This is a genomic window from Rhodococcus sp. OS5 (assembly GCF_056837585.1).
This window is the reverse complement of record NZ_CM166368.1, coordinates 4647715-4672701: the sequence shown is the minus strand read 5'-3', so window position 1 is coordinate 4672701 and position 24987 is coordinate 4647715. Positions and strand designations below refer to the sequence as shown.

Genomic DNA, 24987 nt, shown 5'->3' with positions numbered 1-24987 from the left:
CTGCTGCGGTCGCAGGTTTTCGCCCAGGTGTTCGCAGCGCCTATTGTTGTTCCTTGTGCTCTCCGTCGTTCCACGCCCCGTAGTCGTCCGGGCCCCGTCCAAGGTGAATCTCCACCTTGCCGTCGGGGACCTGCGAGACGACGGCTATCACGAGCTGACGACGGTTTTTCAGGCTTTGTCGCTGGCAGACACCCTCACGGTGGCGCCTGCGGACACCTTGACCGTGCGGGTGATCGGCGACGACGCCGCGGCCGTGCCGACCGATCGCACCAACCTCGTGTGGCGTGCCGCCGAGATGCTCGCCGTCGAGGGTGGCGTGGCCCCGAACGTCGAGATAGTCATCGAGAAAGGCATCCCCGTCGCAGGCGGAATGGCCGGCGGGAGTGCCGACGCAGCCGCCGCTTTGGTTGCGCTCAACGCTTTGTGGAAGCTCGACTTCTCGCGGCCTGATCTCGACGCTTTTGCGGCACGCCTCGGGAGTGACGTTCCGTTCTCGCTGCACGGTGGCACTGCCCTCGGAACCGGCCGCGGCGAACAACTTGTCCCCGTGTTGACCCGCCACACTTTTCACTGGGTGTTGGCGCTGGCCAAGGGTGGCTTGAGCACACCAGTCGTGTTCCGCGAGCTGGACAAGCTGCGGGCAGAAGGCTCCCCGAAACGGTTGGGGAGCGCCGATGCGTTGATCCAGGCACTGACCACGGGTGACGCTCATCTGCTTGCGTCGCTGCTCGGCAACGATCTGCAGGCTGCGGCACTCTCACTCAACCCGGATCTACGACGGACGCTTCGAGCGGGCGTCGAAGCCGGAGCTTTGGCCGGCATCGTCTCCGGCTCCGGACCGACATGCGCCTTTCTCTGCGCCGACGCACAGTCCGCGGTGGAAGTGAGCGCAGAACTTGCGGGAGCGGGGGTGTGCCGCACCGTTCGCGTGGCGAGCGGACCCGTTCCCGGAGCACGAATACTCGACAATGCGGCAAAGGGACAGCACTGATGGCGAATCTGATCAATCTGGAAAACGTGTCGAAGTCTTTCGGCGTCAAGCCGTTGCTCGACGGGGTCTCCCTGGGCGTCGAGGAGGGCGAGCGCATCGGCGTCGTCGGCCTCAACGGTGGCGGTAAGACGACCATGCTCGAAGTCCTCGCGGGTGTGGAGCAGCCGGATTCGGGACGCGTCAGCCGCGTCGGCGGATTGCGTATGGCCGTCGTGACGCAGCGCGGTGTGCTGCCTCCCGGCTCCACTGTCGGTGAAGTGGTCCTGGGGCCGCTCGGAGTGGCGCAACACGAATGGGCCGGCGACGCGCGCATCCGTTCGGTGCTCTCGGGTATCGGCATCGACAACCTGGGCGCCGGTGGCGAGCGGTCCGCATTGGACGCCAAGGTCGACGGCCTGTCCGGCGGTGAGCGTCGCCGCGTGGCTCTCGCTGCGGCCCTGGTTCAGGACCTCGACCTGCTGGTGCTCGACGAGCCCACCAACCACCTCGACGTCGAAGGTGTTCAGTGGTTGGCCGAGCACCTCGTCTCGCGTCGCAGCGCGCTTGTCGTCGTGACCCACGATCGCTGGTTCCTCGACACCGTCGCCACCCGCACCTGGGAGGTTGTCGGCGGCGGCGTCGAAAGCTACGAGGGTGGCTACAACGACTGGGTGTTCGCTCGCGCCGAGCGTTCGCGTCAGGCTGACGCTTCCGAAGAGCGTCGACGCAACCTTGCACGCAAGGAACTCGCATGGCTGCGCCGCGGTGCGCCGGCCCGTACGTCCAAGCCGAAGTACCGCATCGAGGCCGCGGAGGCCCTGATCGCCGACGTTCCGGCACCTCGTGACGCGGTGGCACTTGCGTCCTTCGCCCAGCGTCGACTCGGCAAGGTTGTCATCGAACTCGAAGACGCGCGTCTGGAGACTCCGGACGGCCGTGTACTCGTCGAGGATCTGACCTGGCGTCTCGCTCCAGGTGAGCGTGTCGGCCTGGTCGGTGTCAACGGCTCGGGCAAGACGACTCTGCTGCGGACTCTGGCCGGCGAACTCGAGCCTGCCGCCGGAAAGCGCATTCAGGGGCAGACCGTCCACATCGGTTGGCTCAAGCAGGAACTCGACGATCTACCGACCGACATGCGCGTACTCGACGCGGTCAAGGATGTAGCCGAGCGAATCACGCTGGGAGACAAGGAAGTATCGGCGGGTCAGCTGGCTGAGCGGTTGGGCTTCACACCGGCGCGTCAGCGCACCCCAGTCGGTGATCTCTCCGGTGGTGAGCGCCGACGTCTGCAGTTGACACGTGTCCTCATGGCCGAGCCCAACGTCCTGCTTCTCGACGAGCCGACCAACGACCTCGACATCGACACGCTTCAGCAACTCGAAGATCTGCTCGACGGCTGGGCGGGCACCATGGTGGTCATCTCGCACGACCGGTACCTGATCGAGCGCATCTGTGACACCACCTGGGCGCTCTTCGGTGACCGCAAGCTCACCAACCTGCCCGGTGGTATCGAGGACTACCTGCGTCGGCGCGCAGCAATGGGGGATGGCGACAACCCGTCGGTGGCTTCGACGGCGAGTGGTGCGTCGAAGAGCAAGCAGGTCCGCGACGGCGCCGCGGATCGCGCTGCACGCAAGGAACTTTCGAAGCTCGAGCGGTCCATTGCGAAGTTCGACGACCGAGAGAAGAAGCTGCACGCTTCCCTCGCCGACGCGGCCACCGACCCGGACAAGCTGCAGAAACTCGGCGCAGAACTCAAGCAGGTCATCGCCGACAAGGAAGCCGCCGAAGAGCAGTGGATGGAGCTCTTCGCCGAGCTGGACGGCTAGGGGAACTTCGCCCCGAACCTCTTGAAGGTTTGCTCTGGATCCAGGGTTTCCGGCGCCTGCCTGCGCAGCAGTGCGTCCAGAACGAGCCCGTCCAGTGCTGCGACCAACTCCGTTGCATCGGACGAGGTCATGCCGCGTTCGATCAAGATGTCGACAAACCGATCCCGACCACGCACCAGTTCCACTGCGAGGTCGGGATCGTGGAATGACGCGATGATCAGTTCGTAACGCGCCCGAGTGCGGCCGGATTCAGGCCCCAGCCACCGGGCCACCTGTTGCTTCGGCGTCTCGCCCGGGCGAGGAAGATCGCCGTCCAGAAGATGCCGCACCACCTCGACTATCAGTCCACGTTGGTTTGCGAAGTAGTGCCGTGCGCTGCCGTGTGGCACGCCCGCCTCGTCTTCGACGCCTCTCATCGACCAGGCTCGAAACCCAACCCGGCCCGTCTTTTTCGACATCCTGCTTGTGCTGTGCGTTGTTGCGATTGTGTGTTTCGCGGGATACGTCCTCTATCGCGTCGTCTTTGACGGCTAGCTGAATGGTGATGTACTTCAACAGGTCTCAAGTCTTCATGTTCCCGAAGTTGTCCGGTTTGTCTCTGGTTATCGAAAGTATGTTCGATTAAACTTTGAGCATGGACAGTCGGGAAGCGTGGCAGCTGGATGGCGAGGACCTCAAGGGTGAGGTTCTGGATCTGGTGCGCGCCCGACACGAGTTGCAGTCGCGGATGGTGTTGCTGATCGTGGAGATGTTTTCCCGGGAGGTTCTCGGTGGGAAGGGTTTTCGGGCGATCGCGCAGTGGTTGCATGGGTCGACGAATCTGGAGATCGGTGAGTGCAGTCTGCTGGTCGGGTTGGCGCGGTTGTTGATGCTCGAACCTGTTGTCGCGGATGCGTTTCACCGTGGTGACGTGGATGCGTTGAAGGCGCGGCAGGTGGCGTCGTTTTGTCAGCATCCACCCAAGAACATGACCCTGGCGGATGTGGACAAGGCTCGCGGGATCTTGTTGGGGTTGGCGTCGAAGAACATCGCCGATTGTGATGCGGTGCGGGCGGCGATTCGGCGGATCGAGAAGCAGTACGGCAAACGCGAAGACGGCGTTCCGGTGGGTGAGGATTCGGAGCGTAACGAGTTCTACGCCTCGAAAGGCTTGTACGGGCGGGTGACCGTGAAGGGCGACCTGGATGCTGTGAACGGGGCACGTCTGATCACGTTGCTGTCGAGCCTGTCGGCGCCGACGCCGGAGAAAGACGGCGTCAAGGACGCCCGCACGCCGGCATTACGACGGGCGGATGGGTTCTGCGAATTGTTGCGGCGGTACGAGCGGGCGGGGCTGGGTCCGATCGAAGGCGGAGTGAAACCGCACATCACAGTCACCGCCAGTGCAAAAGACATGACCGACCTCAAAGCATTGAAGGATCTACTGCCGTCGACTCAGGAACTGGGTTTCGCGTGGGCGGATTGGGTAGGTCCGATCAGTATCGATACTGCCCGGATGCTGGCGTGCGACTGCACGGTCACCCGGATTTTGTTGGACGAGAACGGTGTTCCGCTCGACTGCGGCAAAGAAGCAAGGACCGCGACGCTACCCCAGCGGCGGGCGTTGGCGGTTCGTGATGGTGGGTGTGCGTTTCCGGGATGCGGGACACCGTCGGGGTGGTGCGATGCCCATCATATTGTTCACTGGAACGATGGTGGCCCAACGGATCTCGACAATCTGATCTTGTTGTGCGGTCATCACCATCGGACGATGCACCACACCGAATGGCGGGTGGAGATCGGGCCGGATCGCAAATCGGTGTTCTATCCGCCGATGTCTGTTGATCCGTATCAGCAGCCGATCGGCGGGAACAGCCCACCGACAGCGGCGTGAATCGCGACAACTGAAGACGTGAGCACCGGGGCACAACCATGCCCCGGTGCTGACGGCTGTCTACTGTCAGAACGCTACTGTCAGAACGTGAGCGTGAGTCGCCCGTTCTCGTCGCTGATGTGAACAGTTCGCCCGATCGACGGAGGGTTGTCACCGCGAAGCTGGGTCAGTTCGGCGGCATTCTCGGGACCGGTGTGACCGGCGACGCGGCCGCCGTCCGGCGTTGCCGCGATCACGAACCCGATCTCAGGCTCCCCGGTGCGGCCGTATTCGACAGAGGCCGTAACTATTTCCGCCGTGCCCGTGTAATCAGTGATCAGTTCCGGAACCTCCGCAGTTAGCGCGCGTGCGTCGGGATCACCGACGTACCCGCCAGCGTGAGCGGCGGACGACAGCAGTACGCAGTGCTGGTAGGTGAGGAATCCACCGTTGCCGTGGACGAGGGCAAGGTTCGCGCCGTCGCGAATTCGCCTGGTGACTTCAGCGACGGAATGCAGGGTGTAGCTGTTGAGCGGTCCGCCGAAGAACGAGTGTCCTCCGGTGACGCTTGGGATCGCGGTATCGGGAAGTCCGAGTTCGCGGATCAACAGCTTGGGCACGATCGGGAAGCAGCTGTAGGCATCGACGATGTCGAGTGCGTCGGCGCCGACTCCGGCACCGTCGAGTGTGCGATGTACGGCGTCATGCATCGCGGCCGAGCTGTCGAAGCTGTTGCGGCTGAGGATGTCCAACGGATCACTCGCACCAGCGCCGCCCCAGAGGTACACCAGTTTGCTTTCATCGATCCCGAACTCGCGGGCCGTCGACAACGAGCAGACGACAACGGCCGCAGCCTGATTGACGAAAGGCATGGCGTTGAGCATCAGCGGGTACGGCTCGGAGACCATCCGATTGCCGGGGCCGACGGTGCCGATCTCGTCTGCCGATCGGATCTCCGACGTCCAGGAGGCGGGATTCTTCGAAGCCAGTTCCGAGAACGCGGCGTACATCCGCGCGGACCAGTCGAGCGATTCACGGGCGTCGTGGCCCTCGGCAGCACTGAAACAGTTCTCGAAGAGCGGGTAGACACGAGTCGGCACGATGAAACCGGCGCGCTGCATTTCGGCGCTTCCCAGGTCGGTCGGATCGAATCCGGGAGGCCCACCCGGCGCGGCTGTCCACCCGATCGAGTCGGGGGCGACTCCGGACTTTCGCAGGGCGGTACTGCTGGCGTGCGATTCGCCGCCCACGAGCAGAGCAGCCGAGGATTCACCGCGAGCGATGGCCGCGCCGATCCGATCGAGGAGCGCCGCGGGCCAGTGGCCACCGATCGGCGAGGTAGAGGTGACCGTGGGGGTCGCGCCTAATCGTGAGGCGAGTAGCCCGGGGAGATCGTCGTACGACCAGCTGACTGTCTTGATCGCGAACACGGAATCGATCTGTGTTCCCAGTTCAGCGTGTCCACTGTCGTTCAACGCGGCGACGGTGGTGTCGTGAATCAGATCGAGGGGTTCGCGGTGCCCGTCGGCAGGATTCCGGCGCAGATCGCCGACGCCGACGATGACCGGGATTCGTGATGCGTCAACCATCATGTACCTCTCGTTGCCGACCCGTAGCCGGGAGTTGCAGTCACGATATCGGGGACCCTGGTATGTGTAACTCTGGGGTCACAGTCAACGATTTTCGGGTTCCTATTTAGGTATGCCTAACGAAAGTCCTATACTCGTCTTCATGACAGCTGTGGCAGAGAGAATTTCGGTGCCCGTGGGGCCGCGTTCCATCGATCACCCCTACTCGATGACAACGGTGACTCTGAAGCTCTCTCATCAGCGGCAGTGGGCCCCGCATCGTCATCCTGAACATGAGCTGATCTGGGGAAACTCCGGTGGAATGCTCACGGTTGTCGCTGACGGCATCACTTGGGAGGTGCCGCCTTCGGCCGGACTGTGGCTGCCTGCCGGGGCGTTGCATGCCGTGAAGGCCGGTCCGGGTACGGAGTTCTTCTGCACCTACTTCCGGCCCGAGGCTCACGCCGCGCCGTCGGGTGTTCCGGGTTTGTTCGGTGTCAGTGCTCTCCTGCGTGAGGTGCTCCTGCACATGCATCGGCGGAACATGCCCGACGAGGCGCGTAGTCGCGCCGAGCGGGTGGCCTTCGACATGCTGCAGCCGCTCGAAGTTGCTGCGGTTGAGGTTCCGATGCCGACCGATCCGCGAGCGTTGTTCGTCGCCGAAGCGTTGGTCGCCAATCCGGCAGACCAGCGGTCGCTGTCCGAATGGGCGCTGACGGCTGGCGGTAGCGTCCGTACGCTGACGCGTGTGTTCGCGCAGGGCACTGGAATGACTTTTGCGCAGTGGCGAATTCAGGTACGTGTCCGCGCAGCATTGACGTATTTAGCTGCTGGAGTGCCGGTTTCGGTTGTCAGTAGGCGGGTCGGATACGAAACTCCGAGTGCTTTTGTCGCAGTGTTCCGCCGGGTCACCGGCCGTACGCCCGGCAGCATGATGAACAAGGGGAGTGTGGCGCCCGAATCGGTGCCGTACCTTCTGCACGCTTGAGTTGGGTTGCACTGGGCGGAAGTGCTCGGTGCAACCGTCGCGGTCAACTCCGCGGCGCGGACCACGCTTCCCACAGCTCCGCGTACCGACCCCCGAGGTTGACCAACTCGTCGTGAGAGCCGTGCTCGACGACGCGGCCGTCGTCCATCACCAGGATCTGATCGGCGTCGACGGCCTGTGAGAGTCGGTGTGCCACTGTGACAGCAGTGCGACCTCGGGTCAGGGCGAGCGCGGCGTCGTCGAGGACCCTGGCTCCGGCGCTGCCCGCTTCGGCGGTCGCCTCGTCGAGAATCAGCAGCGGCGGATCCAGTAATTCGATTCTTGCCAACGCAAGTTGTTGTGCCTGTGTTGCGGTCAGCCGGTGTCCACCGTCTCCGACCACGGTTTCGAGTCCGTCCGGGAGAGCCCGCAGCCAATCCGACGCGCCGACGGTATCGAGCGCCGCGGTGATGTCGTTGTCGGTTGCCGACGGGTCGGCCAGCCGCAGATCCTCGGCCAACGTGCCGGCGAAGACGTGGACCTCCTGAGTCACGAGGGCCACCGCGCTCCGAGATGTCGACGGTGGCAGTTCGTTCCGGGGCACCGTCCCGATCTTCACGACGCCTTCGGTCGGTTCGTAGGTTCCCGCGATCAGCTTTGCGACTGTAGATTTTCCGGCTCCGGTAGCGCCCACCAGTGCGGTGACGGTTCCTGCCGGAATGGTGATGTCGATGTCTCGCAGAACAGGAGCGTCGCCGCTTCGGTACGAGAATGTGACGCGTTCCAAAGAAGCTGAGCTGTCGACAGGTTCCTGCGGATCGGTCGGTGCAGATGGCACGGGCGCAAGCGTGACTCCGACCAGGCGAGCCAACGCGATTGTGCCTTCCTGCAATTCGTCGAACACGCTGAGAACCGCGCCCACCGGATCGAAGAGGCGGTGGAAGAACAGGGCTGCGGCGGTGGCGGCACCGATGCTGATCTGACCGTCCTTCACCAGCCAGAAGCCGGTGATCAGCACAGCGGACAGGCCGATGAACTCCGCGATGTTGAGCCGGCCGAAGAACCTGGTGCGTAGACGCGTGGTCAACAAGCTCAGCCGGACGGCCGTCATCGATCGAGATTCGATCTGTTCGAGATGCGGCTGGGCCAGGCGAAGCGATCCGACGGTGTCGGAGTTGCTCAGCGAGTCCAGGAGCTGTTGCGCACGTGCACCTTCTGCCTCCCGCTCCTCGCGGTAGACCGGTGCCGACCTCGAGAGGTACCAGCGCAGCGCCTGGATCTGGATGGGTGCCGCGATCACCGCGGCGACGGCGAATCTCCAATCGAGGCTACCCAATCCGATCAGCGTCAACACGATGGTCAGTGCCGCGGTGGCAAAAACCGGAAGTGCTTCGGATACGGCCCGGGTCACCAACCGCACGTCGCCGGTGATGCGGGAGACGAGATCTCCGCGCCCGGCCCGTTCGACGTCGCTCTGCGGAAGGTCGAGAACCCGGACGACAACTTCTTCGCGAAGGTCGGCGACAACGCGCTCGCCGACGCCGGCGAGTAGGTAGTTGCTCATTCCGACGAGAAGTGACGAGGCAACCGCGATGCCGACCAACGCGAGAGTCAGTGTGCCGATGCGAGAGACAGCGTCGCCGTCTGCGTCGGTCACGGCGTCGACCATGGCGCCGAGGACCAGCGGTGTGAGCAGACCGATCGCGGTCGCGGCGGTCAGGGTGACGACTGCTGCGATCGCGGAAATCCGGTGGGGTCCCATCAACCGAAGTGCCGCGCGCCGCGCCTGTTTCGGTGTTGCGGTGGGGAGTAGTTCGTTCACAGCTCGATCACCCGATCGCAGATATCGAGCAGCACTGGGCTGCTGGTCAGAAGTATTGTGGCGTGCGCCCCGCGTACCTCGGCGATCCCGCGAGCAATGCGTGCTTCGGTGACGGAGTCGACGGCAGTGGTGGGATCGTGCAGGACCAGGACGGGAGCTTCGCTCGCCAGTGCCCTCGCCAACGCGATGCGCTGACGTTGACCGCCGGACAAAGAATTCCCTTGCTCGGTGACTCGGGTTGCGAGGCCGAGCGGCAGTGCCGAGATCACTTGATCTGCCGCAGCAGCGGCGATGGCCTCGTCGTTGCGGCTGCCGATCGGTGCGAGGGCGTCGATGTTGTCGCCGACTGTGCCGATGAACAGTGCCGCGTCGTGCGGTGCTGCCAGAACGTGAGTGCGAAGTTCGTCGATGTGCAGCTCGTGAATGGCGTTGTCGCCGAGATGAATTGTTCCGCTCGAAGGCTCGATTCGACGCGCCAGTGCGTCGACCAACGCATCCGCCCAGGCGGCATTCTCGGTGACGATGCCGATGATCTCGCCGCGTTTGACGTCGAGATCGACTGGTGACGCTCCGGCCAACACGACGTCGCGCAGCGTCAGGAACTCGGAGTGATTCAGGGACACAGGTTCACCCGCGGGAGTGACAGCCTCGCCGGTCCCGAGAAGTGCTGCGACGCGGTTGGCGGAAGCACGCGCCCGTGCCAGACCGGCGCCGAAGTAGATGATGTCGATCAACGGACCCCGAAGGAACTGTGCCAGACCAACCACGGCAACGAATTCACCGACCGAGATGCTCCCGGACGCTGCCATCCGTCCGCCCACGTACGCGATGACGGCGAGGAAAGCGCCGGCGATCGCAACGTTGGCGGCGGAGTACATCGCTTGGTATCTCTGTGCGCGAAGGGTTGCTTCCAACGAAGTCCGGCTGGCTCCCCGATACCGCTGCGCTGCAGCATCTCCGGCGCCGATTCCGGAAAGGATTCGGAGTCCGGAGAGTAGATCTGCGGCTAGCGCGCCGGCCTTGGCGCCCTGCCATTGATCTGTTTCGGCTCGGCGTTCGAGCGGCCGACTGACCACCTGCATGAGAGCCAGCACCGGGGGAGTGCCGAGGATGACGAGCAGGCCGAGTGGCACCGAGATCACCAGTAGCGAAATCGCGGCGGTCAGCACTCCGCAGGCGGCCGCAAGTTTGGTGCTCAGCGTGTGCGTGAATCCGGCCACCGAACCCGCGTCGGATGTTGCAATCGAGTAGACCTCGCCCGGCATACGCCGCGGCGACATGCCGTGCGGATCGAGGCCTCGGCGCGCGATGTCCATCCGCAAGCGATGTGCTCCGTGCTCGGTGACGGAATCGGAGATGCGCGCCGCGAAGCGCCAACTGAGCAACAAGCCGGTGAAGAGAATTCCGAGAACGAGGATCCACTTTCCGAGCGCTGCGGCATCGCTGGTCGCCACAGCACGGTCGATCACTGCACCGATCACCACCGGCACCAACGCTTCCGCGACCTGGTGGCCGGTGAAGCCGACGGACGCGGCCGCCAGCTTGGCTCCGCGACCTTCGGAAGCGATCGCGCGTGTGATTACCTGACGCGGCGTGATCGCCGGGCTGGTTGGGGGACCGTTTGTCTCGGCCGAAAGAAGTGGTGTCGAAGGCACTGGGTCCACGCTAGGGATCGTGGGCGGTAGTCAGAAGTCACACCGGTGCCAATACTTGTCGTGAACAGGCCATACGTATTGCGTTGGCCGAATTGCGATAGTAGTTGGCCCCGTTGCAGCGGAGAAGGCATCGACTCATCGACGACACTGCAATAAATTAAGGTCTACCTTACTTAGCACGGGTTAACTATGTCCGGAAGTCGGATGGATCCTCGTGTTCGGGTCCGGTTCATGTTCCATCGATGTTGGAGATTGTTGTGAGTCTTGTGTTCGGCGAGGTACTTCACAAGGAGTACGTGACCCCGGGAATGGTTCGTATCGTGTTCGGTGGGGAGGAGCTGACCGCCTTCGAAACCACCGGTACCGGTGACGAATACCTGCGCCTCCACTTCCCGGTCCCGGCTACAGGCAAGTTCGTTCTTCCGGCGGAAGATCCGGATGCACCGCGCGGTTGGCGATACCCGGAGGGAGAGGAACCGTCCCCGTGCCAGCCGTACACCGTGCGACGGTTCGATTCCGAAACCAGCTGCATGACGATCGACTTCGTCGTTCACGAGGGTGGTATCGCCAGCGACTGGGCGCAGAAGGCCGAGATCGGTGACAAGTTGGCGATCGGCGAGTCTCGTGGCCTCTACGAGCCTCCGGCCGACGCACGCTGGCAGGTGTTCGTCGCCGACGCGACTGGACTCCCCGCACTCGGGCGCTTGATCGAACAGTTGCCCGCCGGGATGTCGGCCAAGGCGATCGTCGAGGTGGTGGACGAGTCTCACAAGCAACAGATCACCTCGTCGGCCGACGTCGAGTTCATCTGGCTGGTCGGCAGTGGCAACGGTGTTGCACCGTCGAAGTTGCCGGACGCGGTTCGCGCGATGAACCTGCCCACCGAACTCGGATACGTGTGGGTTGCAGGCGAGAGCACGATGCTCCGTGACATCCGCAAGTACCTTCGCCACGAACTGAAGTTGCCGGGTGAGCAGTACAAGGTCATCGGCTACTGGACGTACAAAGCCGAGGTGTGGAACGCGAAGTACGAGGCCCTCGACGAAAGTGTCCGCGCGGCACTCGATGCGGCCTGGGAATCGGACCGCGACGAGGAAGAGATCCGCGACGAGGTCGAGAAGACTCTAGAGAGCGCCGGCTTGTGACCGTTGGATTCGACAAGAGTGCTGTCGACAGCGGTGCGGCGGACAAGAGCGCAGTCGACAAACACACCGAAGAACTGATCGACGAGTCGCTGCACGAGAAGCAGAAGCAACCGGACGGGCTGGTATCGACCAACTCTCGTCGTATGGCGGGTCTTCTGGTGTGCCTGGTGGTGCTCGCCGCCGTGCTCCTGCTGAGTATCGCGGTGGGATCGAAGACCATTCCGTTCGGCACCGTGATCGACGCGCTGGTGAACTACGACGATTCCAATGATCACGTGATCATCCGTGATCTGCGGCTACCTCGTACTCTGCTCGGTCTGATAGTCGGTATGGCACTGGGTGTGGCCGGTGGCCTCATCCAGGCGATGACACGAAATCCCTTGGCTGATCCAGGAATTCTCGGTGTCAATGCCGGCGCGGGCTTCGCGATGGTCGTTGCCGTCGCGGTCTTCGGCTTGACCAGCATCTGGTCGTACATATGGTTCGCTTTCCTCGGAGCGGTGATAGCCACGGCGATCGTCTACACGCTGGGCTCGATCGGTCGAGGTGGTGCGACGCCCATTCGGCTGACGCTTGCCGGTGTTGCCATCGGCTCCGTGCTCGGCGGCATCTCGTCCGGGATCACCTTGCTCAACCCGACCGCCTTCGACCAGATGCGCCAGTGGAATGCCGGCTCACTCAGCGGGCGTTCGTTGGAAATCGTTCTGGCCGTTGCCCCATTCATTCTCATCGGGCTCTTCCTGGCGCTCGCGTTGGCGCGCCAACTCAACGCGGTGGCCCTGGGTGACGATCTGGCACGTTCGCTCGGTGCCAACATCACTCGTACTCGCATCCTCGGTGTCATCGCGGTGACATTGCTGTGCGGCGCGGCGACAGCTGCGGCCGGGCCGATCGGATTCGTCGGTTTGATGGTTCCGCACGTCGCGAGATGGTTCGTCGGACCGGATCAGCGATGGATTCTCCCGTACACGTTGGTGTGCTCGCCGATTCTTCTTCTCTTCTCCGACGTCGTCGGCCGAATCGTGCTGCGCCCGGGTGAACTTCAGGTCGGCATCGTCACGGCCTTCATCGGCGCTCCGGTGCTGATCATGCTGGTGCGTCGAAGCAAGGTGAGCGGTCTGTGAGCATCGATTTCGGGCGCGCCACCACGGTGGTGCGCTCACCCAAAGAAGGCTGGTCCGCGCGGATCGACGTCCGCACGGTCACAGTCTGCCTCGTCCTCGTTGCGCTTGCATTGGCCATCGGTGTCATCGCGCTCGGTAGTGGTGACTACCAAGTGCCGATCGGGGACGTCCTCGGTGCACTGTTCGGCGAAGCCCCCGCGCGTATCCACATGGTCGTCGTGGAATGGCGTCTGCCCCGAGTTCTGTTGGCGCTGATGCTCGGTGCGGCGCTCGGTATGAGCGGTGCGATCTTCCAATCGCTGACCAGGAACCCGTTGGGTAGCCCGGACATCATCGGCTTCAACTCCGGTGCGTACACGGGCGCTCTGGTGGTCATCCTCCTCATCGGTGGTACTTACTACGAGATCGCAGTCGGTGCTCTGGTGGGCGGAATCGCCACCGCAGCAGTTGTTTATCTCCTTGCGTACAAGCGAGGTGTGCAGGGATTCCGGTTGATCATCGTCGGTATCGCCATCAGCGCGATGTTGGGCTCGGTCAACACCTGGATGATCCTCAAGGCGAAACTTGACGACGCCATGGCTGCCGCAGTGTGGGGTGCCGGTTCGTTGAACGGCCTCGGCTGGACTCAGGTGTGGCCGGTGGTCGTCGTGCTGGCCATCCTCGTTCCGCTGATCCTGGTGTTGGGCAGGCGGATGCAGATGCTCGAGATGGGCGACGACGCCGCCAAGGCGCTCGGCGTCCGGGCCGAACCCACGCGGCTTTCCCTGGTTGTTCTCGGCGTCGCCCTGACGGCCATGGTGACAGCAGCGGCCGGTCCCATCGGGTTCGTCTCTCTTGCGGCTCCGCAGTTGGTGAGGCGATTGACCGGTAGTGCCGGAGTGACCCTGCTGCCGTCGGCAGCAATGGGTGGCGCGTTGCTGATGGTCAGCGACTGGGTGGCGCAGCGAGCTTTCGCGCCGACACAGTTGCCGGTCGGCGTCGTCACCGTCTCCATCGGTGGCATCTATTTCGTATGGCTTCTCGCGCGAGAGGCACGTAAGCAGTGATCGGTGAAGGAACGAGGAACAGCGTGAACGAGACAAGTACGGCCGCCGTCGTGGTCGAAAGGACGAATCGGCTTCGCGCCGAGGACGTCACGATCGGTTACGACAAGCGCGTCATCTCGGAACACCTCGACGTCGAAATCCCCGACGGTGGCTTCACCGTCATCGTCGGTCCCAATGCCTGCGGCAAGTCGACGCTTCTGCGTGCGCTGTCCCGGTTGCTCAAGCCGACCACCGGCAAGGTCCTTCTCGACGGTAAGGCGATCACGTCGTACCCGGCAAAGGAAGTTGCGAGGCGACTCGGGCTTCTGCCGCAGACGTCGATCGCGCCGGACGGAATCAAAGTCGCCGATCTGGTTGCGCGAGGGCGTTATCCGCACCAGAAGCTGATCCGCCAGTGGTCCCGAGAGGACGAGGCCGCCGTCATCAAGGCGATGGAGGCAACCAAGGTCACGGATCTGTCGGCCAGGCCGGTCGACGAACTGTCCGGTGGTCAGCGCCAACGTGTCTGGGTAGCTATGGTTCTCGCGCAGCAGACTCCGTTGGTGCTACTGGACGAGCCGACGACGTTCCTCGACATCGCGCACCAGATCGAGCTGCTGGAACTCTGCCGCGATCTGAACGAGAACGACGGACACACGCTGGTGGCGGTGCTTCACGATCTCAATCACGCGTGCCGCTACGGAACTCACATCATCGCGATGAAGGACGGCGCGGTGGTCGCCGAGGGCCCGCCCGCGGAGATCATCACCGAAGAACTGGTGCAGGAGGTGTTCGGCATGGCGTGCCGCATCATCGACGATCCGGTTTCCCACACACCGCTGGTCATTCCGCTGGGACGCGAGCGTCAGCGAAACATCGAAGGAGCAAAGGTATGACACTCGTCCTGGATGCGCAGGTTACCGACACGGAGTGGGCTCAGATCGTCGACCGCATTTCGCGACGCCGATTCTTCGGTGGCGCAGCTGGTGTGGCTGCAGCATTGGCGCTGAGCGCCTGCGGAAGCTCCGATGGCGAATCCGACTCTGCCAGTGACACTCTCCCGTACACGTGGGCCGAGTTCAGCGGCGACGTTCCGCGCGACCCGAAGCGTGTGGTGGTGCTCGACGGCCGCGTCGACCTCGAATTCGCGATGATGATGGACTACCCGATCGTCGGATCGGGCAACTTCTGGTTCCCCGACGCCAAGGCAGGATTCCAGTTTCCCGGCCGCACCATCGAGGACGCGAGCTTCGTCAACGTCGCCGGCGACTTCTCCACCAACTTCGAGGCTCTGCTCGCTCTCGAGCCCGATCTGATCGTCATCACTGCGATCGGATACACCAGTGACTGGTACGGCACCGAGCGCTTGTCTTCCATCGCGCCGCTGTTGGTCGTCGGCGACGACGTCGAACCGATTGCCGGGCACCCGGTCGACTGGCGAGGTGCTCTGATGGCGCAGGCGAGCCAGCTCGACCGGGTGACGATCGCCGAGGCTTCCATTGCGGAGTACGACGACAAGCTCGCGAGACTGCGACCGATGTTGCAGGAGAAGCTGGGCGGAAAGAAGATCGTGTTCGGCGTTCAGACGCCGACGGGCTTCCTTGTGCATCAGCGGAATCTGCGAATCAGTGTTGCACTCGATGCCGGCCTGGACGTGCTTTTCCGTGACGACGACAATGCAGAGAACTCGTTCGAGTTGTCGTTCGAGCAACTCGACACCTTGGCTCCGGCGGATGTGATCATCGCCCAAGCACGCGATCAGGAAGCGCTCGACGCAATCAAGTCGCAGCCGACGTGGCAGCGGTTGCCTGCAGTTCAAGCGGGCAACGTGTTGACCAGCGACGCGCGATACAACCAAGGATTTGCGCTCACCGCGGCCATCTTCCTCGACGTTCTCGAGGAAGCGGCCGGACGAATCACTGCTGGGCAGTAATTCAGGCGACGTTGCGGGCCTGGTCGAGTAGTTGTGCAACCTGCTCGAACCAGGCGCCGTAATTGGCGTAGGTGTTGGGACGCTTGTCGTCGAAGTCGATCACCTGGTTCGCGGTCACCGCGGGCAGCTTGACGAACACGGGTGATGCCGCGAATGCCTCTGCCGACTTCGCGAACTGGAACACGATGTCCGCCGGATAGTCCGGTACCTGTTCCCAGCTGAGATCGGCCCAGCCCTTGTCGCCTCCCGGACCGGTGAACTTCACGCCCAGTTCCTTCAGGTACCCGAACTGAGCGAGCGCCGTTGTGCCTGCGTACAACTCGGAGCTGTCACCGTTCAGGGCGAGGACTTCGATGTCGTCGACCTTGGCCGCAGCAGTTCGGATGCGCTCTGCACCGGATTCGAATGCTTCCTTGCCCTCGCGTGCTGCCACTGTGTCGGTGTTCCCGCCGAGTGCTTCGGCGAGTGAGGCGTACTCGTTCAACACGTCCGGTGTCGAGGCTCCGGAGAACTTGACGCCGACAAACGGTGCAACATTGTTGACGGTCTTGCCCATCGGCTCGTCCCACCAAGTCCATCGTGTCGGGTCGTCGCTGTTGCCGTACCCGATGACCAGGTCTGGGTCCAGCGCCGCAAGAGCTTCCGCGCTGAGTTCACCTTCACGGCCGACGACGGTCATCGTCGACTCGTCAGCGCGATCGGTGACGTCTGGATTGCCGACGCCGTAACCGAAGATGCCGACCGGCCGAATGCCGTAGTCCCACAGAGCCGCAGCGGAGTACGCGTCGACGACGATCCGCTCCGGGGCGTGGTCGAGGGTGATCGTGTTTCCGTATCCCGTTGTGTAACTCCAGGACTGGTCGGCAGACCTGGTCTCGGTAGAGGGCGCTGCGTCGCTACTTCCGCAACCGGCGAGTAGGAGCGTGGCGACGGCGGGTAGTGCGGCGAAGCCGGCGAGCCGGCGATTGATTTTCATGAGAACCTTCCGAACATGGCGAAATAAGCGAGGTAAGCCTAACCTGACATGTCATTCGGGTGTTCTCGGGGTCAGTTGCCCTGCCACATCTGAAGCCATTCGCTCCAAGACGGGGGAGTGATCGTTGGTCGAGGTGTTCCGCCACGAAGTCCGTCGAGCATGAAGTCGAGATAGCGCGTGTGTATTTCGGTGGCTCGATCACCCTCGATCGGCAGAGTCGGCCGCAGATGCACTGTCATGAGCATGACGTCAGCAGCAGTGAAGTCGGGCGGGACTTCGCGAGCGTCGATGCAGACGTCGACCATCGATTGCAGTGCGGCCTCCAATTCTTCGGCGGCACGAGTGACTTCGGCGTGTTCAGGTAACTTGCCGCCGAGGACCGGAATGAGCGGTCCCACTGATTCGGTGAGATATCGCGAGAAGAACGTCTTCAATACGGCTTCATCGGTTTTCGCGGTGCTCATGCACTCTCGGGCGAGGGTGGCGAGGTGGTCGATCGCCCAGACGCGCAGGGATTGCGCCAGTTCCTCCTTGCCTCGGTATCGGCGATAGATGCTGCCTACTCCCACTCCGGCCCGGGTGGCAATTGCCGATACCGGTGCATTCCAACCCTGTTCGGCAAAAATCTCGCGCGCTGCTCGCAGTACGGTGACGTCGTTGTCTGCGGCTTCTCGGGCGCGTCCGGGGAGGCTCGCATTCTCTTTCGCCATTCCCACAGGCTAGCAATGCATGGTTTACTCAATCGGAACGGAGTGTTCCGTTCCGATTCGATTCATGATTGGAGGAAGGTGTCGATGACAACCTTGGCGGAGGCGCCCACGCGATCCGGGAGCCGGGTGATCGCCGCGCTTGCGGGGGCGGTACTCGTCTACTCGCTCATGCAGACCATGCTGGTACCGGCGTTGCCGGTGTTGGGTGAGCATTTCGACACGTCCGTGGCGGTGACCGGCTGGATCCTGACGGCGTACCTGTTGGCGGCCGCGGTGATGGCTCCGATAGTCGGCGCGATGGGTGACCGATTCGGCGACAAGCGAGTCCTGGTGATCGTCCTGATCATCTTCGCTCTCGCGACATTTGCCGCGGCAGCCGCCCCGAATATCGGGGTGCTGCTTGTCGTTCGAGCTGTCCAGGGAGTGAGCATGGCGAGCTTCCCGCTTGCGATGGCAGTACTGCGGAGAACGGTAGTAGGTCCCGAGTTGTCTTCAGGGATAGGTTGGCTCGCTGGGACTTTGGGAATCGGTGCCGGAAGTGCACTGGTGATCGGCGGTGTCATCCTCGAGTATCTCAGTTGGCAGTGGTTGTTCGTGATCACCGGGATCTTGATCGTGCTCGCATTGGTCGCAGTGGTGGCCGTGGTTCCGGGCTCGCATCGCCGCCCGGGTATGCCGACGGACTGGGCCGGTGCCGGCGCTCTGGCGTTCGGATTGGTGAGCCTGCTATTGGCGATCACGAAAGCCTCCGACTGGGGAGTTTTGTCGCTCGGATTCTGGGGTCTGGTGGTAGTCGCGTTCGTTTCGTTCGCGACACTGATTGCCGTCGATTCCCGCCACGACGCGCCGATCGTCGACATGCGAGTTTTTCGGGACAAGCCGATGATGATTACCAGCGCACTCACCCTGGTGTTCGGGTTCGTGCCGTACATTTTCTATCTCTGTCTGCCGCGGATCCTCCAGGCGCCGGAAACGTCCACGTATGGAAGCGGATTCACCGTTGTGCAGACCGGCTTGGCGCTCTTGCCCGCCGCTGTCCTCGTCTTTCTCGGTGGCCGCTTGACGCCGGCTCTCGCGCGGCGATTCGGGCCGCGGGTGCCCGCTGTCATAGCGCTGGCCCTCATGGCGGCGGGCGCAGTCGGACTCGCGATCTGGCCGAGTTCGGTGGTTGCGATCGTGGCGTTCTTTTCCCTCGTCGGATTGGGGAACGGCGTGGGGTTCGCGGTCTGTGCTCTGTTGGTTGCCTCGATCGTCCCGCCATCGGAAATGGCAGCAGCCAGTGGAGTCAACAGTGTGATCAGAACCGTCGGTTCGGCGGTGGGCGCCCCGGTGACCACAGCGGTCCTGGCGATCGGCATTTCCGGCGACTCGTTCGCGCTGGCGTTCGTGATGGGTGCCGTCATCAGTGTTGTCGCCTGTCTGCCGGCGATTGCACTTCCAGCGACGAGGACTGCACAAAAGGCGTGACTTATTGTAGGCTCCCCTAATCGAGACAGCGTGTAACTAAAGCGGGGAGAGAAGGATGCGGCAGCAGTGGGGCCTGCGAGCAACGGCACTCGCAGCGACAGCAACGGCGCTTGTCGGTTGCTCCGTGGGCGGCGATGACGCAGACGCATCGGAAACAGGCGAGTCGTCGGCCGTACCTGCACCTCAGAAACTGCTCGCACTGGACGAGTTCGCAGCGCTCAACGCACTCACGCTCGGGGTCAAGCCCGATACGGTCTTCGCCACGCTGCAGTCGCAGGCGGCGAAGGAGATATTGCAGAGTGAGGGGATCGAGGTCGTCGACAAACCGACGTTCTTCCAATCACCAGATGCGGAGCAGATCGCGGCCGTTCATCCTGACCGAATCCTGCTCAGTGATGTCGGCTCGTTGACGTCGATCACCGTGCGGGCCAACGAGATTGCCCCGACGACGGTGCTCGCCTATGCGGCGCCGTGGCGCGAAGTTCTGAATACCGCGGCGACTGCACTGGGTCGAGAGTCCGAAGCTCGCGAAATCGTGTCGAGGCTCGAGGCCAAATTTGCCGAAGTATCCGGAACGGTCGAGGCGCAACCGCAGACACTGTCAGTGCTGGTGGGATTCTCCGGCGGCATCTACACCGTCATCCCACAGTCGCCGATGTCCTCGATCATCGAGGAAGCCGGTTTCGGGCGCCCGCAAGCCGAACTCGACGCGAAGATCGGCCCCAACACAGGTGTTGCCACGTCTTCGGTGTCAGGCGAGGAGGTCGGACAGCACGCGGCGGACGCGATGGTCGTGACCTCGGGCAACATCTACGACGGCGCTCTAGTTCACGCAAATCCACTGTTCAACGAGATCTCCGCAGTGAAGGCCGGACGCACAGTGGACGTGAGCGGTGAACTTTGGTTCGGCAGTTATCCTTTCGCGGTCTACTGGATCCTCGAAGACCTCGAGGCTCTTGCCGATCTCACTCTCACCGGCGCGGAACTCCAAGGCCGCATCGCATCCGACGCCGACGCAGTAACCCGATGGAAGGCGTTCTCGAAATGACGACGACACAGGCTACGAAAGCAGACATTTCATCTGAAGAGGCCGACGCATCACAAGGAGCGACGGCCGAAGCCTCGCAAGCCAAAGCTGAAGCGGCGGCGCACAAGAGCGCGCTTCGCGAACTCCTTGCGCCAGTTCGTACACGGACCACCATCGCGATGGTGATGCAGGTGATCGCCGCGGTCGCGGCCATCGTGCCGTACGTGGCCATCGCCGAGTTGGGTAAGACGCTGATCGTGGGCGGTGACATCGACTCGTCTCGCGTCTGGACGATCGTGTGGGTGGTCGTCTTCGGTCTGGGTATGCGCGCGTTCTTCGGAGGCGGTGCATTGATCGTGACGCACTTCGCCGATGTCAATCTTCAAGCTGTGCTTCGGCGTCGAATCGCAGCGACACTCGGTCGACTTCCACTGGGCTGGTTCACCTCCCACTCGTCCGGAACCGTGCGAAAAGCCGCGCAGAACGACATCTCCGATCTCCACTACCTGGTTGCGCACAGCGCCGTCGAGACCACCGGCGCCATTGCGGTGCCGCTCGTCGGGCTCGGCTACGTGATCTCGATCGACTGGCGTCTGGGACTGGTCGCGATTGCCACCCTCCCGATCTACATGATCGCCTACGCGATGATGACCAAGGACATGGCCGTCAAGTTGAGCCGGATGAATGAGGGCATCGCGGCCATCAGCAACACCATCGTCGAGTTCGTCACCGGCATCGCAGTGGTCAAGACCTTCGGTCAGGACAAGCAGTCACATTCTCGATACCGCGACGCTGCCAAGGCGTTTGCCGTCTCGTACGAGGGCTGGGTTCGCCCGATGCTCCGGACCGAGGCGCTGGCCTCGATTGCGTTGAGCGCACCGGTTGTGCTGGTGGTCAACCTTGGCCTCGGCTCGTGGTTCGTTCACTCCGGATGGGTGTCACCCATCGATGTGCTGACCAGTTCTCTTGTCGCGATGGTGATTCCGGTGTCGCTGACGACCATCGGTTTCGGTATGCAGGCACGCCGTGAGGCAGCCGCCGCTGCGGCGCGACTGATCGCGCTGTTCGCAACCGACGCTCTGCCGGAAACCGATCATCCGAAAAAGCCTGTGGGGAACGAAGTTCGATTCTCCGGAGTTTCCTTTGCATACGACGACGGCGCCGACGTTCTGACCGGCATCGATCTGACGCTGCCGGAGGGCACGGTGACGGCGTTGGTCGGACCTTCGGGTTCGGGTAAGTCGACGCTGGCAACGCTGGTTCCGAGGTTCCACGACGTGCGTGCCGGATCCGTGGCCATCGGTGGTGTCGACGTCAGGGAAGTCGCTACCGACGAGCTGTACCGCCACGTCGGATTTGTTCTGCAGGACGTGCAGCTGGTCGAAGCGACCGTGCTCGACAACATTCGGCTTGCCCGACCGCAGGCGACTTCGGCCGAGGTGAAGGCCGCTGCCGCAGCCGCGCAGATCGACACCCGAATCGAAGCGCTCCCGAGGGGGTACGACTCGGTGGTCGGGGTCGACGCCAGATTCTCGGGTGGTGAAGCCCAAAGAGTCTCCATCGCGCGTGCGATTCTCGCGGACACTCCTGTTCTCGTGCTCGACGAGGCAACCGCGTTCGCCGACCCGGAGTCCGAAGCCGATATCCAAGAAGCGCTGTCGCGTTTGACGGTCGGCCGCACGGTGCTGGTGATCGCGCACCGGTTGGCTTCGATTGTGTGTGCCGATCAGATCGTGGTCCTCGACGCCGGACGGATCGTGGAGAAGGGCACGCACGATCAGCTCGTGGCGAGTGGTTCAACCTATGCCCGGATGTGGGCGAGTCACAGTCGGGCCGACTCGATTGAACACAGTCGGGCCGACTCGATTGAGCACAGTCGGGCCGACAGCATCGCAGGTACGTCTGACGCAGCAGGAAAGGCCAACTCATGATTCGCGACCTCTTCCGGATACTCGGCCCGCAGAATCAGGGCCGATATCGCGAGTTCCTGGTGTGGGCAGTGTTGTACGGCGTGATGCAGGGTTTGGCAGTGGCGCTTCTGGTCCCGGCGGTGCAGGCACTGTTCGATCAGAATTGGGGCAGTTTCGTTCGGTGGCTCGCCGCCATGGCCGTATGCGCTGTGATCAGTTCGATTGCGCACTACCTGCAGGCGATGAAGGGTTTCGAGTCGGCCCTCACTCTGCTGCGGACGATGCATCTGCGCCTGGGAGATCATCTCGTCACTCTGCCGCTCGGCTGGTTCGGCGCCGGCCGACTCGGGCAGGTATCGCAGGTTGCCAGCAAGGGCACCATCTCGGTGATGGGGGCCGCTGCGCACCTGATGACACCGATCATCTCCGGAATTGCCAGCCCGGCAACCATTGTCGTGTGCATGTTGTTCTTCGACTGGCGGCTCGGGCTCGCGCTGGTAATCAGCGTTCCGATTCTCTTCGCGGCAGCACGATTTGCCTCGACGATGACTGCCAAGGCCGACGATCGGGCTCATGCAGCGGCCGTCGAATCGAACAATCGAGTGCTCGAATACGCGCGTTGCCAACCGGTCCTGCGTGCTTTCGGACGCACCCACGGGGTGTACGAACCGCTCGACGACGCGATCGAAGCGCAACACACTGCGGGTCGTTCACAACTGTGGTTCGTGGTGATCGGGTCCGTGGTCAACGGGATCGCCCTGCAATTCGTGTTCTCTGCCGTGATCATCTTGGGCGCGTTCCTCGCGCTCGGCGGCGACATCGATCCGGTCACGTTGATCGCGCTACTCGGACTGACCGCACGGTTCATCCAGCCGCTGGGTGAGATCGGCGAGTTCGGCGGTGCAATCAGAATGGCACGCAATGAAATCCGGCGAATGTCCGAGATCCTCGAAGTTGAACCAATGGTCGAACCCGATACCAGCGGGGCGGCGAGGGGGGAGACGGCAGTGCAGTTCGACGCCGTCGACTTCGGATACGCGGACGGTGGGCAGGTTCTGCGAAACATCTCCTTCGACGTGCCACGGAAGTCGTTGACGGCGTTGGTCGGTCCGTCAGGGTCCGGCAAAACCACCGTCACTCGGTTGATCTCGCGCTTCTACGACGTCGACTCCGGTGTGGTGCGTGTCGGCGGCGTCGACGTGCGGGACCTCACGAGTGCCGACCTGATGTCGCAGCTGTCTCTGGTCTTCCAGGACGTGTACCTCTTCGACGACACGTTGATCGCGAACATCCGCCTCGGCCGCCCCGAAGCCACGGACGAAGAAGTCTTCGACGTGGCTCGGATCGCGGGCGTCGCGGAAATCGTCGAGCGGCTTCCGCGGGGTTGGGACACCCGTGTCGGTGAGGGCGGGACGGCACTGTCCGGTGGAGAGCGGCAGCGGGTCTCCATTGCACGCGCACTCCTCAAACGCGCACCTGTCGTTCTGCTCGACGAGGCGACGGCCGCGCTCGATCCCGAGAACGAGGCACACGTTCAACGTGCGATGCAAGAACTCGCCAGGGAAAGCACACTGCTCGTGATCGCTCACAAACTGTCGACCGTCGTGGCCGCAGATCAGATCATCGTGCTCGGTGACGACGGTTCGATCGTCGAAGTGGGCACCCACGAAGTCCTGCTCGCAGCCGGTGGGAACTACGCCGCGTTCTGGAATCAGCGCCACCGTGCGTCGGGATGGCGGTTGGTGGCAAGCTGAGCAGAATGCAGACCGGAAAGAAGACGGGGCGGCCGCCGACGTTGTCGACAGTGGACATCGTCGAGGCCGCCCTCGCCGGTGATCTGAGTGAACTGACCATGCCGAGCGTGGCAAAGCGGCTGGGCGTCAGTCATTCTGCACTTTATCGCTACTTCGCAGACCGCGAAGCGCTGCTGCGTGCCTGCTCGGATCATGTTGTGCGTCAGACTGTATGGCCCGATACGAATCGTCCGTGGCGCGAATTCCTGAAGGATTTCTGCGACGTTCTGTGGTCCTCGTTCGAGCGCTATCCAGGTCTGGCCCAGGTCGGTCTCGCAGTTCCGGGCACGCCGCCGGCGATAATCGAGATCGTGGAGAAACTGGTCGGTTCGTTGACTGCGCAAGGCTTCACACCCCACGATGCGATATTGGCGGTGGACTTCATCTCCGAGGTGACGATGACGCAGTTCGCAATGATGGCGGCGATGGACAAGACCGTCAGCTCCGCCGATTCACGTTCCGCGCGACAGGCGTATCAGGAAAGTTGGAATGCATCGGAGTCGTTGATCGAGGGAATCGGCGACGAATCGACGTGGCACGGGCGAGGTTGGTTGGACGAGAAGATCACGATCATGCTCGACGGCCTGGAAAAGCGTGTTATCGGCTGACATTTCTACTAGCTTTGAGAGTAATGCCCGTTTCGGCGTGATACAGGCTAATGTGCACACATAGGACGGGTGGTTGCTGCACCGGGAGGCGGGGATCATGGATCTCGAAGCGATTGTTCTCATCCAAAGACTCAAGTACCGATACGCACGCGCCTTGGACACCAAATCGTGGGTCGAATTCGCCGACACTCTGACCGTCGACGCCACCGCGATCTACGGAGAACAACTCAGTTTCGATTCCCGAGATTCGTTCGTCTCCTTCCTCGAGAACACTCTCGGATCACACATCATCACCGAACATCAGTGCGGGCAACCCGAGATCGACGTCGACGGAGACACCGCAACCGGGATCTGGTGCCTCGCGGACACAGTGGTAATCCCCGAAGACGGCATGCTGCTTCGCGGATCGGCCTTCTATCACGACAGATACACCCGCTGCAGCGACGGTGAATGGCGAATCTCCCACACGAGCTACGAGCGGACCTGGGAATCGGTGGTGGCGCTCGCCGACATGCCGAGTTTCCGATTGACGTCCAACAAGTGGGCGCTGCTGCAGCAACCGTCGTTCGGCGACTCGGTAGTTCGCAACGTCTCCTGACGTCGCCC

21 protein-coding genes are annotated in these 24987 nt (G+C 62.9%); 15 read left to right on the top strand and 6 right to left on the bottom strand.

What is annotated here, in order from left to right; genetic code table 11:
• Nucleotides 1-55 precede the first annotated feature (55 nt).
• Both ACVZUB_RS21590 and ACVZUB_RS21585 read left to right on the top strand, forming a co-directional pair.
• Entirely contained in the window at nucleotides 56-991 is a 936-nt protein-coding gene (locus ACVZUB_RS21590) for a 4-(cytidine 5'-diphospho)-2-C-methyl-D-erythritol kinase (protein ID WP_030536307.1), read from the top strand.
• Nucleotides 991-2799: an ABC-F family ATP-binding cassette domain-containing protein gene (locus ACVZUB_RS21585; RefSeq protein ID WP_003946255.1), complete on the top strand. Its 1809-nt coding sequence runs from the start codon at nucleotides 991-993 to the stop codon at nucleotides 2797-2799. Before ACVZUB_RS21590 ends, ACVZUB_RS21585 begins: the two co-directional genes overlap by 1 nt.
• On the opposite strand, the gene ACVZUB_RS21580 is transcribed toward ACVZUB_RS21585, so the two are convergent.
• Nucleotides 2796-3215: a TetR/AcrR family transcriptional regulator gene (locus ACVZUB_RS21580; RefSeq protein ID WP_482627750.1), complete on the bottom strand. Its 420-nt coding sequence runs from the start codon at nucleotides 3213-3215 to the stop codon at nucleotides 2796-2798. The genes ACVZUB_RS21585 and ACVZUB_RS21580 overlap by 4 nt on opposite strands.
• A gap of 218 nt (nucleotides 3216-3433) precedes the next feature.
• Here ACVZUB_RS21580 and ACVZUB_RS21575 point away from each other — a divergent pair, with 218 nt between their 5' ends.
• Nucleotides 3434-4672 (top strand): HNH endonuclease signature motif containing protein, encoded by a 1239-nt coding sequence (locus tag ACVZUB_RS21575; protein WP_064074040.1) that lies wholly within the window; start codon nucleotides 3434-3436, stop codon nucleotides 4670-4672.
• Nucleotides 4673-4752: 80 nt separating this feature from the next.
• On the opposite strand, the gene ACVZUB_RS21570 is transcribed toward ACVZUB_RS21575, so the two are convergent.
• Nucleotides 4753-6243 (bottom strand): acetyl-CoA acetyltransferase, encoded by a 1491-nt coding sequence (locus tag ACVZUB_RS21570; RefSeq protein ID WP_482627749.1) that lies wholly within the window; start codon nucleotides 6241-6243, stop codon nucleotides 4753-4755.
• Nucleotides 6244-6382: 139 nt separating this feature from the next.
• Between ACVZUB_RS21570 and ACVZUB_RS21565 the strand changes: the two genes are divergently transcribed.
• Nucleotides 6383-7207, top strand: coding sequence for a helix-turn-helix domain-containing protein (locus ACVZUB_RS21565; RefSeq protein ID WP_003946247.1), 825 nt, complete (start codon nucleotides 6383-6385; stop codon nucleotides 7205-7207).
• Between the two features lie 43 nt (nucleotides 7208-7250).
• Here ACVZUB_RS21565 and ACVZUB_RS21560 read toward each other — a convergent pair whose 3' ends face one another.
• On the bottom strand, nucleotides 7251-9008 hold the full coding sequence (locus ACVZUB_RS21560; protein WP_083058291.1) for an ABC transporter ATP-binding protein: 1758 nt from the start codon (nucleotides 9006-9008) through the stop codon (nucleotides 7251-7253).
• Nucleotides 9005-10663, bottom strand: a complete 1659-nt coding sequence (locus ACVZUB_RS21555) for an ABC transporter ATP-binding protein (RefSeq protein ID WP_242430777.1) — start codon at nucleotides 10661-10663, stop codon at nucleotides 9005-9007. Before ACVZUB_RS21555 ends, ACVZUB_RS21560 begins: the two co-directional genes overlap by 4 nt.
• Before the next feature lie 257 nt (nucleotides 10664-10920).
• Between ACVZUB_RS21555 and ACVZUB_RS21550 the strand changes: the two genes are divergently transcribed.
• Genes ACVZUB_RS21550 through ACVZUB_RS21530 form a run of 5 tightly spaced genes read left to right on the top strand, consistent with a single transcriptional unit; the run spans nucleotide 10921 to nucleotide 15890 of the window.
• Entirely contained in the window at nucleotides 10921-11808 is an 888-nt protein-coding gene (locus tag ACVZUB_RS21550) for a siderophore-interacting protein (RefSeq protein ID WP_225320112.1), read from the top strand.
• Nucleotides 11805-12932 (top strand): Fe(3+)-siderophore ABC transporter permease, encoded by a 1128-nt coding sequence (locus ACVZUB_RS21545; RefSeq protein WP_003946222.1) that lies wholly within the window; start codon nucleotides 11805-11807, stop codon nucleotides 12930-12932. The genes ACVZUB_RS21550 and ACVZUB_RS21545 overlap by 4 nt, the downstream gene beginning before the upstream one ends.
• Nucleotides 12929-13978, top strand: a complete 1050-nt coding sequence (gene fepG / locus ACVZUB_RS21540; RefSeq protein WP_003946259.1) for an iron-enterobactin ABC transporter permease — start codon at nucleotides 12929-12931, stop codon at nucleotides 13976-13978. Before ACVZUB_RS21545 ends, fepG begins: the two co-directional genes overlap by 4 nt.
• A 23-nt stretch (nucleotides 13979-14001) precedes the next feature.
• Complete coding sequence (locus ACVZUB_RS21535) at nucleotides 14002-14853, top strand: ABC transporter ATP-binding protein (protein WP_050794099.1); 852 nt, start codon at nucleotides 14002-14004, stop codon at nucleotides 14851-14853.
• On the top strand, nucleotides 14850-15890 hold the full coding sequence (locus ACVZUB_RS21530) for an ABC transporter substrate-binding protein (protein WP_054827505.1): 1041 nt from the start codon (nucleotides 14850-14852) through the stop codon (nucleotides 15888-15890). The genes ACVZUB_RS21535 and ACVZUB_RS21530 overlap by 4 nt, the downstream gene beginning before the upstream one ends.
• A 1-nt stretch (nucleotide 15891) precedes the next feature.
• Here ACVZUB_RS21530 and ACVZUB_RS21525 read toward each other — a convergent pair whose 3' ends face one another.
• On the bottom strand, nucleotides 15892-16866 hold the full coding sequence (locus ACVZUB_RS21525; RefSeq protein ID WP_166502529.1) for an ABC transporter substrate-binding protein: 975 nt from the start codon (nucleotides 16864-16866) through the stop codon (nucleotides 15892-15894).
• Between the two features lie 71 nt (nucleotides 16867-16937).
• Nucleotides 16938-17576, bottom strand: a complete 639-nt coding sequence (locus ACVZUB_RS21520) for a TetR/AcrR family transcriptional regulator (RefSeq protein WP_030536301.1) — start codon at nucleotides 17574-17576, stop codon at nucleotides 16938-16940.
• Nucleotides 17577-17660: 84 nt separating this feature from the next.
• Between ACVZUB_RS21520 and ACVZUB_RS21515 the strand changes: the two genes are divergently transcribed.
• The 6 genes from ACVZUB_RS21515 (at nucleotide 17661) to ACVZUB_RS21490 (ending at nucleotide 24979) form a co-directional block, all read left to right on the top strand.
• Nucleotides 17661-19043 (top strand): MFS transporter, encoded by a 1383-nt coding sequence (locus ACVZUB_RS21515; protein WP_047270341.1) that lies wholly within the window; start codon nucleotides 17661-17663, stop codon nucleotides 19041-19043.
• Nucleotides 19044-19098: 55 nt separating this feature from the next.
• A complete protein-coding gene (locus ACVZUB_RS21510) occupies nucleotides 19099-20091 on the top strand; it encodes an ABC transporter substrate-binding protein (protein WP_166502528.1) in 993 nt (330 codons plus the stop codon).
• Nucleotides 20088-22001, top strand: coding sequence for an ABC transporter ATP-binding protein (locus tag ACVZUB_RS21505; RefSeq protein WP_482627748.1), 1914 nt, complete (start codon nucleotides 20088-20090; stop codon nucleotides 21999-22001). Before ACVZUB_RS21510 ends, ACVZUB_RS21505 begins: the two co-directional genes overlap by 4 nt.
• Nucleotides 21998-23734 (top strand): ABC transporter ATP-binding protein, encoded by a 1737-nt coding sequence (locus ACVZUB_RS21500; protein WP_209447835.1) that lies wholly within the window; start codon nucleotides 21998-22000, stop codon nucleotides 23732-23734. The genes ACVZUB_RS21505 and ACVZUB_RS21500 overlap by 4 nt, the downstream gene beginning before the upstream one ends.
• A 5-nt stretch (nucleotides 23735-23739) precedes the next feature.
• Nucleotides 23740-24381 carry a TetR/AcrR family transcriptional regulator gene (locus ACVZUB_RS21495; protein WP_054780876.1) on the top strand — a complete coding sequence of 214 codons (642 nt, stop codon included), beginning with the start codon at nucleotides 23740-23742 and terminating at the stop codon, nucleotides 24379-24381.
• 97 nt (nucleotides 24382-24478) lie between these two features.
• The gene (locus ACVZUB_RS21490) at nucleotides 24479-24979 is read left to right on the top strand and encodes a nuclear transport factor 2 family protein (protein WP_003946235.1); all 501 of its coding nucleotides are present in this window, start codon (nucleotides 24479-24481) and stop codon (nucleotides 24977-24979) included.
• Nucleotides 24980-24987: the final 8 nt, after the last annotated feature.

Bases quoted from the DNA above. Each gene is read 5' to 3' on its own strand.
- ACVZUB_RS21570 (WP_482627749.1), bottom strand. From the start codon at position 6,243: ATGATGGTTGACGCATCACGAATCCCGGTCATCGTCGGCGTCGGCGAT.
- ACVZUB_RS21580 (WP_482627750.1), bottom strand. From the start codon at position 3,215: ATGAGAGGCGTCGAAGACGAGGCGGGCGTGCCACACGGCAGCGCACGG.
- ACVZUB_RS21500 (WP_209447835.1), top strand. From the start codon at position 21,998: ATGATTCGCGACCTCTTCCGGATACTCGGCCCGCAGAATCAGGGCCGA.
- ACVZUB_RS21490 (WP_003946235.1), top strand. From the start codon at position 24,479: ATGGATCTCGAAGCGATTGTTCTCATCCAAAGACTCAAGTACCGATAC.
- ACVZUB_RS21515 (WP_047270341.1), top strand. From the start codon at position 17,661: ATGACAACCTTGGCGGAGGCGCCCACGCGATCCGGGAGCCGGGTGATC.
- ACVZUB_RS21585 (WP_003946255.1), top strand. From the start codon at position 991: ATGGCGAATCTGATCAATCTGGAAAACGTGTCGAAGTCTTTCGGCGTC.
- ACVZUB_RS21510 (WP_166502528.1), top strand. From the start codon at position 19,099: ATGCGGCAGCAGTGGGGCCTGCGAGCAACGGCACTCGCAGCGACAGCA.
- ACVZUB_RS21530 (WP_054827505.1), top strand. From the start codon at position 14,850: ATGACACTCGTCCTGGATGCGCAGGTTACCGACACGGAGTGGGCTCAG.
- ACVZUB_RS21520 (WP_030536301.1), bottom strand. From the start codon at position 17,576: ATGGCGAAAGAGAATGCGAGCCTCCCCGGACGCGCCCGAGAAGCCGCA.
- ACVZUB_RS21495 (WP_054780876.1), top strand. From the start codon at position 23,740: ATGCAGACCGGAAAGAAGACGGGGCGGCCGCCGACGTTGTCGACAGTG.
- ACVZUB_RS21575 (WP_064074040.1), top strand. From the start codon at position 3,434: ATGGACAGTCGGGAAGCGTGGCAGCTGGATGGCGAGGACCTCAAGGGT.
- ACVZUB_RS21565 (WP_003946247.1), top strand. From the start codon at position 6,383: ATGACAGCTGTGGCAGAGAGAATTTCGGTGCCCGTGGGGCCGCGTTCC.
- ACVZUB_RS21505 (WP_482627748.1), top strand. From the start codon at position 20,088: ATGACGACGACACAGGCTACGAAAGCAGACATTTCATCTGAAGAGGCC.
- ACVZUB_RS21525 (WP_166502529.1), bottom strand. From the start codon at position 16,866: ATGAAAATCAATCGCCGGCTCGCCGGCTTCGCCGCACTACCCGCCGTC.